Annotated in this window: 11 protein-coding genes; 6 read left to right on the forward strand and 5 right to left on the reverse strand. The window is 59.7% G+C overall.

All coding sequences use genetic code 11. The annotated features are described in order from the left end of the window. Window positions 1-378 precede the first annotated feature (378 nt). From CFR80_RS08020 to CFR80_RS08035, 4 genes are all read left to right on the forward strand, one after another. Entirely contained in the window at window positions 379-1,812 is a 1,434-nt protein-coding gene (locus CFR80_RS08020; RefSeq protein WP_010515378.1) for a cytochrome ubiquinol oxidase subunit I, read from the forward strand. A gap of 3 nt (window positions 1,813-1,815) precedes the next feature. Further along, entirely contained in the window at window positions 1,816-2,835 is a 1,020-nt protein-coding gene (cydB, locus tag CFR80_RS08025) for a cytochrome d ubiquinol oxidase subunit II (protein WP_010515376.1), read from the forward strand. After that, window positions 2,822-2,971 (forward strand): hypothetical protein, encoded by a 150-nt coding sequence (locus CFR80_RS08030; protein ID WP_010515375.1) that lies wholly within the window; start codon window positions 2,822-2,824, stop codon window positions 2,969-2,971. Before cydB ends, CFR80_RS08030 begins: the two co-directional genes overlap by 14 nt. A gap of 437 nt (window positions 2,972-3,408) precedes the next feature. Then, window positions 3,409-5,751: a TonB-dependent siderophore receptor gene (locus CFR80_RS08035; RefSeq protein ID WP_010515373.1), complete on the forward strand. Its 2,343-nt coding sequence runs from the start codon at window positions 3,409-3,411 to the stop codon at window positions 5,749-5,751. Between the two features lie 316 nt (window positions 5,752-6,067). On the opposite strand, the gene purU is transcribed toward CFR80_RS08035, so the two are convergent. Genes purU through CFR80_RS08060 form a run of 5 tightly spaced genes read right to left on the reverse strand, consistent with a single transcriptional unit; the run spans window position 6,068 to window position 12,115 of the window. Beyond that, window positions 6,068-6,940, reverse strand: coding sequence for a formyltetrahydrofolate deformylase (gene purU, locus CFR80_RS08040; RefSeq protein ID WP_010515371.1), 873 nt, complete (start codon window positions 6,938-6,940; stop codon window positions 6,068-6,070). After that, a complete protein-coding gene (locus tag CFR80_RS08045; RefSeq protein ID WP_181418179.1) occupies window positions 6,937-7,542 on the reverse strand; it encodes a sarcosine oxidase subunit gamma in 606 nt (201 codons plus the stop codon). Before CFR80_RS08045 ends, purU begins: the two co-directional genes overlap by 4 nt. Next, window positions 7,535-10,567, reverse strand: a complete 3,033-nt coding sequence (locus CFR80_RS08050) for a sarcosine oxidase subunit alpha family protein (RefSeq protein ID WP_010515369.1) — start codon at window positions 10,565-10,567, stop codon at window positions 7,535-7,537. The genes CFR80_RS08045 and CFR80_RS08050 overlap by 8 nt, the downstream gene beginning before the upstream one ends. Further along, window positions 10,564-10,848, reverse strand: a complete 285-nt coding sequence (locus tag CFR80_RS08055; protein ID WP_010515368.1) for a sarcosine oxidase subunit delta — start codon at window positions 10,846-10,848, stop codon at window positions 10,564-10,566. The genes CFR80_RS08050 and CFR80_RS08055 overlap by 4 nt, the downstream gene beginning before the upstream one ends. A gap of 7 nt (window positions 10,849-10,855) precedes the next feature. Further along, window positions 10,856-12,115, reverse strand: a complete 1,260-nt coding sequence (locus CFR80_RS08060; RefSeq protein WP_010515367.1) for a sarcosine oxidase subunit beta family protein — start codon at window positions 12,113-12,115, stop codon at window positions 10,856-10,858. Window positions 12,116-12,200: 85 nt separating this feature from the next. Between CFR80_RS08060 and CFR80_RS08065 the strand changes: the two genes are divergently transcribed. Continuing rightward, complete coding sequence (locus CFR80_RS08065) at window positions 12,201-13,169, forward strand: LysR family transcriptional regulator (RefSeq protein WP_029329602.1); 969 nt, start codon at window positions 12,201-12,203, stop codon at window positions 13,167-13,169. Between the two features lie 25 nt (window positions 13,170-13,194). Next, window positions 13,195-13,848, forward strand: a complete 654-nt coding sequence (locus tag CFR80_RS08070) for a helix-turn-helix domain-containing protein (RefSeq protein ID WP_010515365.1) — start codon at window positions 13,195-13,197, stop codon at window positions 13,846-13,848. The last annotated feature ends 78 nt before the right edge of the window (window positions 13,849-13,926 follow it).

Consider the following 13,926-nt stretch of genomic DNA (forward strand, 5'->3'; position numbering starts at 1 on the left):
TCATATGAACAGGGCTGTGGATATGACAGATATTCCATAGAAGCCTTCCGTCCGGTCTTTATGTGCAAAATGAAAGACCGGCCCTCCCGGGAGTATAGAAATATATATCAAATATTCTATGGTTATTGAGTGGTATTTTTCTGTTGTATGTATTTTAGTATAAACAGACATGCATTGAATATGTCTCGTTCATAAGCGCTGTTTATAATCTTATGTATGATCTGTCTTGGACGTCCTGCTTCTGATTGATCTATTCCATCTTCCAGGACACCGCAGCATGCATCCGTCTTTCAGGACGGAACATCGTTGACGGAACCACTATGCCGGGAAGCTATTTATGAATTCCAAGTCTTCCGGCATGAGTTTTGGAAAGTATCGATGCAGTACGCACATGACCCGGCGCTTCTTCTGGCGCGTTTTCAGTTCGCCTTCACCGTAGGCGTCCATATCATTTTTCCGGCCTTTTCAATCGGGCTGGCGGCCTATCTGGCAGTTCTGGAGGGACTGTGGCTCAGGACCGGACGGCCGGTATTCCTTGACCTGTACCGCTACTGGATCAGGGTATTTTCCATCGTCTTCGGCATGGGGGTCGTCTCGGGACTGGTCATGTCGTATGAATTCGGCACCAACTGGTCGATCTTTTCCAAAAAGGCCGGACCGATTACGGGCGTGCTCCTGTCCTATGAAGTCATGACCGCCTTTTTCCTTGAGGCAGGTTTTCTCGGTGTCATGCTGTTCGGCATGAACAAGGTGGGACGCAAACTGCATTTCGCCGCCACGTGCTGCGTATCGCTCGGCACCCTGATTTCCATGACATGGATACTGTCATCCAATTCATGGATGCAGACACCGCGCGGGTATTCCATTGATCCGGCCACCGGGCGGTTCATGCCTGCCGACTGGCTGGCGATCATTTTCAATCCGTCCTTTCCGTTCCGTCTGGTGCATATGGGGCTGGCGGCCTTCCTCTCCGTTGCGTTCATCGTGGGCGCAACGGGGGCATGGCACATGCTCAGGGCACGGAAAGAAGGAAAGGCGGCCAGCGAACCGGTGCGGGTCATGTTTTCCATGGCCATGTGGATGGCGGCACTCGTCGCCCCCCTCCAGATACTGGCTGGCGATGCCCATGGCCTGAACACCCTGAAACACCAGCCGGTAAAAATCGCGGCGATGGAAGGGGACTGGGTTTCGGAAGATCATGCGCCTGAACTGCTGTTCGGCATTCCCAACATGAAGACCGAACATACGGATTATGCCCTAAGGCTGCCGCTGGCCGGATCGCTGATCCTGACACACAGCCTGAATGGCAGGGTGCCGGGCATGAAGGACTTTCCCCGCGACCAGCGGCCGCCTTCACCGGTCATCTTCTTCTCCTTCCGCATCATGGTGGCGCTTGGCATGCTCATGATGCTGGTGGGGTTGTGGTCCCTGTGGCTCCGGCGGAACCATACCCTGTTTACCAACCCGGTTTTCCACCGCGTCGCGCTGTGCATGGCGCCTGCAGGCTTCCTGGCGCTGTTGTGTGGCTGGGTCACGACGGAGGTCGGCCGTCAGCCCTGGACGGTCTATGGCCTGCTGCGCACGTCCGACAGCGTATCGCCGGTTGCGCTTTCCTCCATGGCCTTTTCGATGACGGCGTTCGTGGTGGTCTATGTGCTCGTATTTGGCTCCGGGCTGGGCATTCTGGTGCGGCTGCTGGCGCGCGCGCCGCATGAAGGCGAGCATGATACAAGTCCCGTCCACGCTTCCGATATACTGGGCGCCCGCATGCATCCGGGCGTGATTGATCCCTCTTCCGGCAAAGGAGCCTGAGGCATGATGGATTTCGCATACTGGCTCCCCATCGTGTGGGCCGTCATTCTGGTGGCCGCCATTTCGATCTATGTCGTTCTTGACGGCTTTGATCTTGGCATCGGGATGCTGTTTGCATTCGAACGCCATCCGGACCGTCGGGACGTGATGGTCAACACCATCGCCCCCGTATGGGATGGGAACGAGACATGGATGGTACTGGGTGGGGCCGTGCTGTACGGTGTTTTTCCCGGCGCTTACTCAACTTTGCTGCCCGCTTTCTACCTGCCGATCGTATTGATGCTGCTGGCGCTGATCTTTCGCGGCGTGGCGTTTGAATTCCGCGTCATGACACGCGGGACAGGGCGCGAAGGCATGTGGAATGCAGGTTTCATGGCAGGCTCCGGCATTGCCGCCTTCTGCCAGGGCGCGATCCTGGGTGGAGTTGTGCAGGGGATCAGGGTTGTCGATGGGGCTTTTGCCGGTGGGCCGCTCGATTTTCTGACGCCGTTCAGCGTCCTGTGTGGTCTGGCGGTCATGTGCGGCTATGCCCTGCTGGGGGCGACGTGGCTGATCTGGCGCACCACCGGTGTGCTGGAGGCATCCTGCCGTCGCTGGGCCGCACGGCTGGCCGTGGGCCTGTTCCTCGGCATCGTGGCGGTCAGCCTGTGGACGCCGCTGCTGCATGCGCCTTACCTGCGGCGCTGGACCGATTGGCCGAACATCGTATTTGTCGCCCCGGTGCCGGTTCTGGTGGTCGTGCTGGGGGGCCTGTTTGTCATGGGGCTGCGCAGGGGACACTCAAAGGGGCCGTTCCTGTGTGCGCTGGGCTGGTTCTTTCTGTGCCTGTCCGGTCTCGGGATCACGGTGTGGCCCTATGCCGTGCCGCCGGGGCTGACATTGTGGGATGTGTCTTCCCCGCCATCCAGTCAGTTTTTCCAGCTGGTCGGCACGGCCATCCTGCTGCCAATCATCCTGACCTACACGATCTATTCCTATCATGTCTTTCGCGGAAAGGTGACGGAAACCGATGGCTATCACTGAGATTGTCCGGGGCAACGGCGACGATGCGCCACCCCGCACCGGTGTGCGGATTGCATGGTTCGTTGCGATCTGGTCGCTGAGCACCTGCGTGTTTTTCGGGGCGGCATCCCTGCTGCACCTGATCGTGCCCAGGTAGAACGGACGGCATGTCCGGCTTTCTGCAGCAGGACACGGGACGTCCATGAAATGCGGAGGGTGCGCGAAATCCGCAGCCGTATCGCGCGCCTGCATGTCTGATGAAACCGGGGGCAGGCATCATTGGGTAGCGAAAAAAGCCCGAATGCTGACCCTGCCATCATCCACAGGGCGCGCCGGGACACCGGTGAAGATGCACGGTCTCCCGGTCATGCCGACGTAATATGATGCTGAAGTGACCGGAATGACCCAGTGGCTGTCTTATTCTGGCAACACCTAACAGCTATATATACCTAAATACAGGTCTGGATACGAATATATATAGACAGCGGCATGTCGGGAATGGAAGGAAGGGCCCAACGTCATTTGTTCATATCACGGACGAACTGCCTTATGCTTCGTTGCTATAGTACTTTTTTCATAACCGGAACGTCGGGAATGTTCCTGCTGGCCAGCACCGCGCTGGCTGCACCGGTAACATCCACGTCGCAGGATAAGACTGGCAGGCCTGTCGCCGTAAAGGCGGCGTCCCCCGCGACGTCCGTCGCAAAAAACCAGACCACCGGGACGCCTGCGGGCCAGGCATCGGGCACGGCTGCCCCCATCGCCGGGATACTGGATGGTTCAAACGGGGAAACAATTACCGTTCATGGCCACCATGCGGCGGATGGCACCAGCGCCAAATATATGAACAAGAACATCTATCTGGGGCCGCTGGGCAACCGCGATACGCTGGATACGCCCTATTCTGTCATGGGTGTGCCGCATGACGTCGTGGTCAACCAGCAGCTGCGTAACATCAATGACATGGCGCAGTACCTGCCTTCAGTGCAGCTGGAAATCCGTGGTGATCCCAACACATCGCGCCCGCAGTCGCGCGGGTTCGAGGCCGATGTGGTGGCCAACTCTCGTCTTGATGGCCTGAACGTGGTCTCCACCACGCCCTATCCGGCGGAATGGGTTGATAACCTGCAGGTCCTCAATGGTCTGGCCGGGGCGATGTACGGACCGGAAAACCCGTCTGGCGTGTTTGAATATACCCTCAAGCGTCCGACCAACCGCCGCACCGAGCGGCTTTCGGTTGGCGTGGATTCCATCGGCACGCCTACGGTCAATGGCGATATTTCTGGCCGGGTCGGTCGTAACGGCTGGTTTGGCTACCGCCTGAACATGCTGCATGCCAATGGTTCGGCCTATGCGCCGGGCAGCTGGATCCGGCGTGAGATGGTCAGCGCCGATTTCGATATCCATTTCGATTCCAAGACTGTCCTCGAACTTGATGCCAGCCACTATACCTATGATGAACGCGGCATGGCGCCCGGCTTTGGCATTGCCGCCGGCACAGCCGCCAATCCCACGGGCATTGGCGGGCAACTGCCCGAAGCGCCGGATCTGGGCAGACGTCTCGCCCCGGACTGGAGTGGGTACAACATGGAAACCAATACCTTCCTGGCCAAGATCAAGCACCAGATCAACAAGGACTGGAGCTTCACGCTGGGCGGGCTGTACCAGGATGCCATGCGCCAGTCCTTCGGCATAAGCGATACGTTAAGTGCAACTCAGGGGTATGAGGGCTTTTACAGTTCAAAAGCCACGGCCACGACAACGGCAGATGACTTCCGCGTTGGCAGTAACATGGCGTATTTCAACGGCCGTGTTCATACCGGCCCCCTTACACATGACCTGGTCATTGGCACCAATGGCTACATGATGGGGAATTACAACCCGACAACCGCGCTTACATCGGCGCAGAGTCTTGGTACATACAACATGTATGGTGCCGCCCCGACCAATGGCACGCAGCCCTATTATAGCGGGCGTTACAAATCCAGCAGCATCATGAGCCAGTCCTTCATTATTGGCGATACGATGCGGATCAACAAGCACTGGTCGGTCATGGGTACGCTTGCATGGAGCTGGATTGACCAGAAGGGTGCGCTCAATGCCACAAGTCCGCTCAAGAATACCTTTGAGGCCAATGCGACCTTCAGCCCGACGGCCAGCCTGATTTACAAGCCAACCCAGAACCAGACCCTGTATTTCACCTATGGCCGTTCTGCTGAAGCAGGGCCGGTTACGCCCAACAGCAAATATTATACCAATACCAATATTGCCCTGCCTGTTGCACATTCGGAAGAATATGAAGTCGGCTACAAGCTGCGATACCAGAAAATGCAGTTCAACGTTGCCGGTTTCCGTATGACGTCACCTTATGCAATGTATATTCCCGCAGCGGACGGCTCCTGTTCGGGTGGCACGACCTGCCAGACTTATGAATATGGCGGCACACAGCGCAATTACGGTGTGGAAGCCCAGATTTCAGGTGAAGTCCTGCCCAATCTGTCGGTTCTGGCCGGCATGACGTGGCTGGATGCGGAACTGGTCAACAGCAAGACCGCTGCCTATAACAACAAGGAAATCGTGGGTGCGGCCCCGCTGCAGGCCAACCTGCTGCTGGATTACCGCCTGCCGGCGTCGCTGGGTTCCTTCGCTTCGGGCTGGGCCTTCAACGCCAGCGTCCATTACATGGGCAACCGTGCCGCCAACATTACCAACACGCTGCATACCGGTTCCTATACCACGCTGGACCTTGGCACACGTTACGCCTTCCATGTTTCCAAATTCCCATGGGTTGCGCGTTTTGGTGTCAGCAATGCCACGAACGAGCGGTACTGGGCCTCGGTCTATACAGGTTCGCCCAGTGGCACATCCGGCGCCGCATCAACCCTGTATGCGGGGCTGCCGCGCGTCTATCATTTCACACTTTCGATGGAGTTCTGATCCACGTTTCATGAAGGTGGGGCATGTGGGTCGCATGCCCCCTTTTTTGTGTGATACGGATCGCCTGTAGCTGCCAGTAAAGCAGACGGTCAGGTAGGCAGGCATCCTTACCCGCATCCTGATCCGCTGGCTTCGATCATGACCTCCCCCGGTTTAGCCATTGCCCGCAGGTACGCCACCGTGACGGTGCAGGCTACACACGCAAAAACCACGTTGATTGGCAGCATCGATCCCCGGCCATTCATGGCGCACATTCCGTGCAACCTGAAAAATGAAACGCCCGGCGGGCACCACCATCGTATCCTGCGCGCATCGCTTAGGATGTAAATACAATCGTCTTGTGGCCGGTTATGATGGTACGGCGTTCAATATGGTACCTGACGGCACGGGCCAGAACGCGGCGTTCTATGTCACGTCCCTTGCGCACAAGGTCATCGGGCGTATCGGCATGGGAAATACGCTCGACATCCTGTTCAATGATCGGGCCTTCATCAAGATCGCTCGTCACATAATGCGCTGTTGCGCCGATCAGTTTGACCCCCCGGGCAAAGGCCTGATGATAGGGGCGCGCGCCCTTGAAACCGGGCAGAAATGAATGGTGGATATTGATGCAGCGCCCCGACAGCCGGTGCGACATGTCATTGGACAGGATCTGCATATATCGCGCCAGCACGACCAACTCGGCCCGGCTGTCGTCCATGATCTGCAGGATCCGTGCTTCCTGCGCCGGTTTGGTGTCCGGTGTTATGGGCAGGTAATGAAAGGGAATACCACCAAAATCGAGGTTTTTATATACGTCACGCGGGTGGTTTGAAATAATGCCGACCGGATCAATCGCCAGTTCCCCGATCCGCCAGCGATAGAGCAGGTCCACCAGGCAGTGATCAAAACGGGACACCAGTATGAGAACCCGCGGGCGCCGGGCCGTGGTGGTCAGGGACCATGTCATGTCGAATTCATGGGCCAGACGCATGAATTCCTCTTCCAGCACCGATCTGTCCGTTGTGCCATCCTGTATTTCAAAGACGACACGCATGAAGAACTGTCTGCTTTCCGTTTCGTCAAACTGCTGGGCTTCGGTAATATTTGCGCCCAGTTCAGCCAGACCATGGCTTATGCCCGCCACAATACCGGGACGGTTGGGGCATTTTATCGTAACGATATAGATTGTTTTGACACCCTCGGTCATGGGCAAACTTCCGATACAGGTACGCCGCCACGCGCCGCGTGGCAAAGGTCGTGGTAAAGACTGTGAGCAAGACTGCGAAAAACGAACAGGTCGTATGTCGGCGTCATGTCATGCTGTAAGATCTGGACAGGTATATGTCCCGCCAGCGTCAGGGCCGTGCTATCGGGGGCGAATGCACGGGGATGCAGGTCAATCGGGACAAGTTTTGACAAGATCGCGCGTGAATCCGGGCCGCGGACCCGTATGACGCTGCGTCCATCCCCCTGTGCCGTAATGGCCGCATGGGGCTGCGTTACCCGTCGCAGCCCGTCCAGGAGGTCAGCCTGCCCCTGCGGTGCACAGACCAGCCATTGGTCCGGTCCCGCCCAGATGAAACGCACGGCATCACGGCCATCACGGGCATGGGATGTCACGGGTGCCTCCACGCCATATGCCGCCATCAGTGCGGTCTGGACGGCGGCATGGGACGCAGGGGAAAACTGCATGCTGGCAAGCTGCAGATCCGGCCCGGGGCCGATCGTGACGCGTGCGGCCTGTTCGCCCCCGGGCGGGATGAAGGGGGCTGACGGAATGGGTGACGTGGCGGCCAGTGTCTCAGGCATGCAGGCGGTCTCCGGCAGGATCGAAGAAGGTGGGAGGGCAGACGACTGCGGCAACCTGGCTGTCGGCCAGCGGGTTATGGACCATGACCATCTCGCCATGACGGGCAGGACCGCCAGACAGGAAGCCCAGTGCGATCCATCCATCCAGTGTCGGGGACCATGCGGCAGACGAGATCCATCCCTGATCATGCGCGCCCGTGGCCTCGGCGCCATGGGGCAGCAGGTGGCTGCCCGCGACCAGTTCATCGTGCGCATGAACCGGACGCAGGCCAACCAGCGTGGGGCGCACGGGGTCGGTCAGGGCAGGGCGGGCAGCCATGGCGCGGCCAATGAAGTCCTTTCGGGTGGACAGCATCCGCCCCATGTTCAGGTCATGCGCCGTTGTCTGGCCATTGAGTTCCGGTCCGGCGGGGTGACCCTTTTCAATGCGCATCACCCCCAGCGCTTCAGTGCCATAGGGCGCGATGCCGTACGGGGCGCCAACCTTCATGAGCAGCCGTGCCAGCGCATCGCCATACCGTGCGGGAACCGCCAGTTCGTACGCAAGCTCCCCGGAGAAGGAAAGGCGGAACAGGCGCGCGGCCTGTCCGCCGCATATGGTGATTTCGGCAGCATGCATGTAACCGAAAGCGTCATTGGACAGGTCCGTATCCGGATCGACGACATGACGCAGCACATCGCGTGAGCGCGGGCCGGCAATGGCCATCTGCGCCCATTCATCGGTTACGGATATGAAGTGGACATCCAGTTCCGGCCACAGCCACTGGTGGCACAGTTCCATATGCTGCATGACCGCACCAGCATGTGCGGTGGTCGTGGTCATGACATAATGCTGTTCACCCAGTCGCGCCGTGGTGCCGTCATCAAAGGCAAAGCCGTCCTCCCGCAGCATCAGGCCGTAGCGGACCCGCCCCACGGGCAGTTTTTGCCATCCATTGATATACAGGCGGTCAAGGAAGGTAGCGGCGTCAGGACCCTGAATATCGATCTTGCCCAGTGTGGTGACATCACAGAACCCGACGGCCGTACGGACGGTTCTCACCTCGCGGTTGACGGTATCGCGCCAGTGGGTTTCTCCGTCCTGCGGGAACCACTGTGCCCGGTGCCAGATTCCATTGGCCGTAAATACGGCGCCCTGCTGGCGCGCCCATTCATGGGTGGGGGTCAGTCGGTCCGGCTTGAAATACCTGCCGCGATGCGCGCCCGCAAGCGCGCCGATGGCCACGGGCTGCACGGGCGGGCGGAACATGGTCGTGCCCGTCCGGGCAATGTCCTGACCGGTCTGCTGCGCCAGTGCAGCCAGACCATTGATGTTGGATGTCTTGCCCTGATCTGTTGCCATACCCAGCGTGGTGTAGCGCTTGACATGTTCAACGCAGCGAAAGCCCTCCATCGCGGCCAGGCGCACGTCCTTTGCCGTGACGTCATTCTGGAAATCGATGAACGCCTTGCTATCTCTGCCTGCCTGATCCTGCAGCACGGGCTGGATGGCCTGAATGCCGTAGCTTTCCCGCGGTGCGGCCGGCAGGGGGGGCAGTTCGGTGTCAAAGCCACACGCGGCAGCGGCTTCCTGCCCGCGCGCAGCCCCTTCGTGCAGGCAGTCGGCAGTCATGAAGGTGCCATTGGCCACGCCAGCCGCCAGCATGCCGGGCGGGAAAGACCCGGCTGTGAAAGCGCATAGTTCCGGGTCATAAACCGGTTTTGCGCCCAGATGTGTCGTCAGGCTCAGTTCCGGGTTCCAGCCGCCCGACATGGCGATCAGGTCGCAGGCCACATGCCTGACCCTGCCCGACCGGTCCCGTATGGCCGCAGTATGAACCCCGAGGCGGCCATAGGTATTGGAAATCGCGCCGCCAGTGAAAAGGCGCGCACCAGTGTCATGGGCGACCTGCTGTGCCATATCGCTGGCCTGCGTGCGCGTATCCACAATGGCGGTGACCGCCGCACCGGCATGCTTCAGGTCCACGGCCGTGCGCAGGCCATCGTCATTATTGGTGAAGACGATGGCGCGCTGTCCCGCCACGACGCCGAAACGGTTGATATAGGTGCGCACGGCCCCGGCAAGCATGATGCCCGGACGGTCGTTGTTGGGAAAGACCAGGGGACGTTCGATCCCGCCGCCTGCAACAATGCAGCGACGGGCGACAATGCGCCACAGACGCTGGCGGGGCTGGTCAGAGGCAGGACAGGACACATGATCCGCCACACGTTCCAGCGCGCCATAGGTGCCGCCATCATATGTCCCGAAAACGCAGGTGCGCGTCATTATGCGCACCTCGGGCATCTGACGCAGGGCGGCCACGGTCCGGTCCGCCCACTGCCAGCCGGGAACGCCATCAATATCGGTCCGCTCCGCCCGCAGGCGTCCACCTGTCACGCTGTCCTGTTCACACAGGATGACCCGCGCGCCCGAACGTCCCGCCACCAGGGCCGCGGCAAGCCCCGCCGGGCCACTACCCACCACCAGCACATCACAGAACGTGGTGGTTTTTTCATACAGGTCGGGATCCGCCTCGTCCGCTGCCCGGCCGAGGCCCGCGGCACGGCGGATGAGGGGTTCATATACCTTTTCCCAGAACGCGGCAGGCCACATGAAAGTCTTGTAGTAGAACCCGGCCGTAAACAGGGGGGAAAACAGCCCGTTAACGCCAAGTGCGTCCATGCGGAGGGATGGCCAGCGGTTCTGGCTGCATGCGTCCAGCCCGTCGAACACTTCGGTGACAGTCGCGCGGCTGTTGGGTTCGCGCCATGCGCCCGTGCGCAGTTCCAACAGGGCGTTGGGTTCTTCCGGGCCGGCCGTCAGGATGCCGCGCGGGCGGTGATACTTGAACGAACGCCCTGCAAGATGCTGCCCATTGGCCAGCAGGGCCGACGCCAGCGTATCACCCGGATGTGCGTCATAGCTTATCCCGTCAAAGGTAAAACGGATGATCGTATCCGGATCGATCCCGTTGGCGGGGATACGACGTCCGGCCTGTCCCGACAGGCGGTGGGAGCAGGCATCTTTCTTCCACGGCAGTTTCATGATCCGGCGTTTTCCCTGGCCTGGCGTGCGACATCCACCGCGCGGACGACATCGGCAATTTCATGAGTGCGCATGTTGCGCGTCACGACCAGCCATGCATGGCAGCCCGCGCCATGGTACCACAGTTCCCGGTGCCATCCGTCGGGATTGTCACGCAGGTAGACATAATCCACCCAGGCATGCGCCGGTGCATCCATACCGGGACGGTGCACCGTGGCATCCCCCCGATAGGTGAATTCTTCAATGCCGCGTGGCCCGCAGCAGGGACAGTTCAGACGCATTGGAACCTCAGTGCAGATTGGGCTGTGCGCCCATGCCTTTTTCGTCGATCACGGCCCCACGGCCAAAGCGGTCCAGACGGTATGCGGTCGCGACCGGATGGGGTTCGTTACGTGCGATCAGGTGCGCGAAACACAGGCCTGATGCAGGTGTCGCCTTGAACCCGCCATAACACCATCCGGCGTTGAGATAGAGGTTGTCCACCGGTGTCCTGTCGATGATGGGGCTGCCATCCATGCTCATGTCCATAAGGCCGGCCCAGTGACGCAGCAGCCGGACACGGCCGATCCGGGGCATGAGCGCCATGCCGCCTTCGCACACATCCTCGATGACCGGCATGTTCCCACGCTGGGCATATGAATTATAGCCGTCGATATCGCCACCAAACACCAGGCCGCCCTTGTCGGACTGGCTGATATAGAAATGACCCGCGCCAAACGTCACCACGCAGTCGATGAATGGTTTCAGCCCTTCACTGACGAAGGCCTGCAGCACATGGCTTTCAATCGGCAGGCGCAGACCCGCCATGGCCGCGACCCGCGACGAATTGCCCGCACATGACAGTCCCACGTGCCCCGCGCCAATGAACCCGCGCGTGGTTTCCACCCCGACCGCCCGGCCCGCATGCATGCGGATGCCGGTGACCTCGCAGTTCTGGATGATATCCACGCCCAGCCGGTCGGCTGCACGGGCGAACCCCCACGCCACGGCGTCATGCCGCACCGTGCCGCCGCGTTTTTGCAGCAGGCCGCCCAGTATGGGGAAACGGGCCGCGTCGTAATTCAGGAACGGCAGCTTCTGGCGTACCGCTTCCGTATCCAGCAACTGCGCATCCACCCCGTGCAGCCGCATGGCGTTGCCCCGGCGGGTGTAGGCGTTGCGCTGGGCATCGTTATGGAACAGGTTGAGCACGCCGCGCTGGCTGACCATGGCGTTGTAATTGATGTCCTGCTCCAGCCCTTCCCATAATTTCATGGAACATTCGTAGAAGGGGATATTGCCCGACAGCAGGTAGTTCGAACGGATGATGGTCGTGTTGCGGCCGATATTTCCGTTGCCGATCCAGCCCTTCTCCACAACCGCCACGCGGTGGATGCCGTACCGCCGGGCAAGGTAATAGGCAGTGGCCAGACCATGGCCGCCGCCACCCACGATCACGACGTCATAAGCGGGCTGTGGCTGTGCGTTCCGCCATACGGGGCGCCAGCCCGTCTGCCCGCGCAGAGCTTCCCTCAGAAGGGTAAAAATGGAATAATGATTGCTTTTCATTACGAAATCTTCGCTCTGCCACCGTAGTCCATGCTAACGGCTTTCATAATGGAGACATTATAAATTTTTCTTATGGTATGGGATGATGTCATTGAACGCTCCCCCGTTTGACCTGTCCGCGCTGAACGTCTTCCTTGCCGTATGCGACAACGGCAGCATGGCGGCGGCGGGACGTATGCTGGGCATAACCCAGCCCGCCGTGTCACAGACGATAGCCGAGCTGGAAAAGCGCGTGGGAACGCAACTGTTTGACCGTGGAGTGCGCCCCATGGTGCTGACGGCGGCGGGCACGGTGCTGCGCCAGTATGCGGCCGGGCTGATGGTCGAGATGCGGCAGATCGTCGGACGCCTGCATGAAATGCGCTCCGGCCGGGTCGATCTGCTGCGTATCGGCATAGTCGATTCCCTGTCGCGTGCCGTAATGGGCGACGTATCGCATTTCATGCGCGACCGCGTGGACCGGCTGGTGGTGCATGCCGGCCTGACCGAGTCCCATGTCACTGCCCTGCTGACCCGGCAGATCGATTTTGTCCTCAGTGTCGATAATCTGGAAGATGTCGCTGATCTGGAACGCTGGCCGCTGTTCGAGGAACCATACATGCTGCTGTGCCCCGCCGGGCTGCAGCCACCTTCACGGCTGCCAGACCTGCCGGGATTTTTCGCAGCCCATCCTTTCGTGCGGTTTTCCCTGCGTTCACGCACGGGCATGGAGGTGGAACGATACCTGCGGCGACTGAACCTGGACATTCCCTATGGCCAGGAATTTGACCGTCCGGAGGGGGTGCTGGCCGCGTGCAGGCTGGGGGGTGTCGCCATTACCACGCCGCTATGCATGTACGAGGCTGGCTTCGACGGTAGTGACGGGCTGGTATGTCACGCACTGCCGGCCGGCATGCTGCGCCGCAGGCTGACGCTGGTGGCGCGGCGGCGTGAATTCGGGCGCCTGCCGCTGGAGTTTGCCAGATCGCTCCGGGCTGTCCTCACGGACCGGACGCTGGGTGAACTGACCGCCCGTTTTCCTGCCTTTGCCGAGCAGATGGACGTCCTGTCCTGATTTTTGCCTTTCCGGGAGAAGAGACATGAGTACCGTGCGCAAGCCCCGTTCTGAAAAAAAGACCACCGAACTGATTACCGGCTCATCCGCCGGTCCGGTCCGTGAACTGACGCTTGAAGAGTCGCTGGGCGCGCAGATCCGCCATCTGCGGCGAAAAGGCGAACTGACTGGCGCTGATCTGGCCAGTGGCGCGGGCATATCGCTGGGTATGCTGTCGAAAATAGAAAACGGGCAGATTTCGCCCTCATTATCCACCCTGCAGTCCGTATGCCGTGCGCTGAATGTGCCGCTCAGCCAGTTGTTCGCTACGTTTGAGGAGCAGCGTGACTGTTCCTTCGTCAAGGCGGGACAGGGTGTTGTCATTGAACGCCGGGGTACGAAAGCCGGACATGAATACCAGTTGCTGGGACATCTGCTGGATGGCACCCTGGTGGTCGAACCCTACCTGATCACCCTGCATGAAGATGCAAAGCCGTATACCAGTTTTCGCCATCAGGGGGTGGAAATCATCTACATGCTTAGTGGTCGCGTGTTATACCGTCATGGTAACGAGTCATACGAGATGGGGGCGGGGGACACATTGATGTTCGATTGCCAGGCCCCGCACGGGCCGGAGCTATTGATAGAGAAACCAATGAATTATCTGTCGATTATTGTATATATGCGACAGGACGATTAACCGGAGTTTCTCTTAAAGAAAGTTTTGTTCTTTTGCGTTGACAGGGTGGGGAGATGGGGGCTTTATGGTCACATCTTT

Origin of the sequence: Komagataeibacter oboediens (genome assembly GCF_003207815.1) — a bacterium.
GTDB lineage: Bacteria > Pseudomonadota > Alphaproteobacteria > Acetobacterales > Acetobacteraceae > Komagataeibacter > Komagataeibacter oboediens.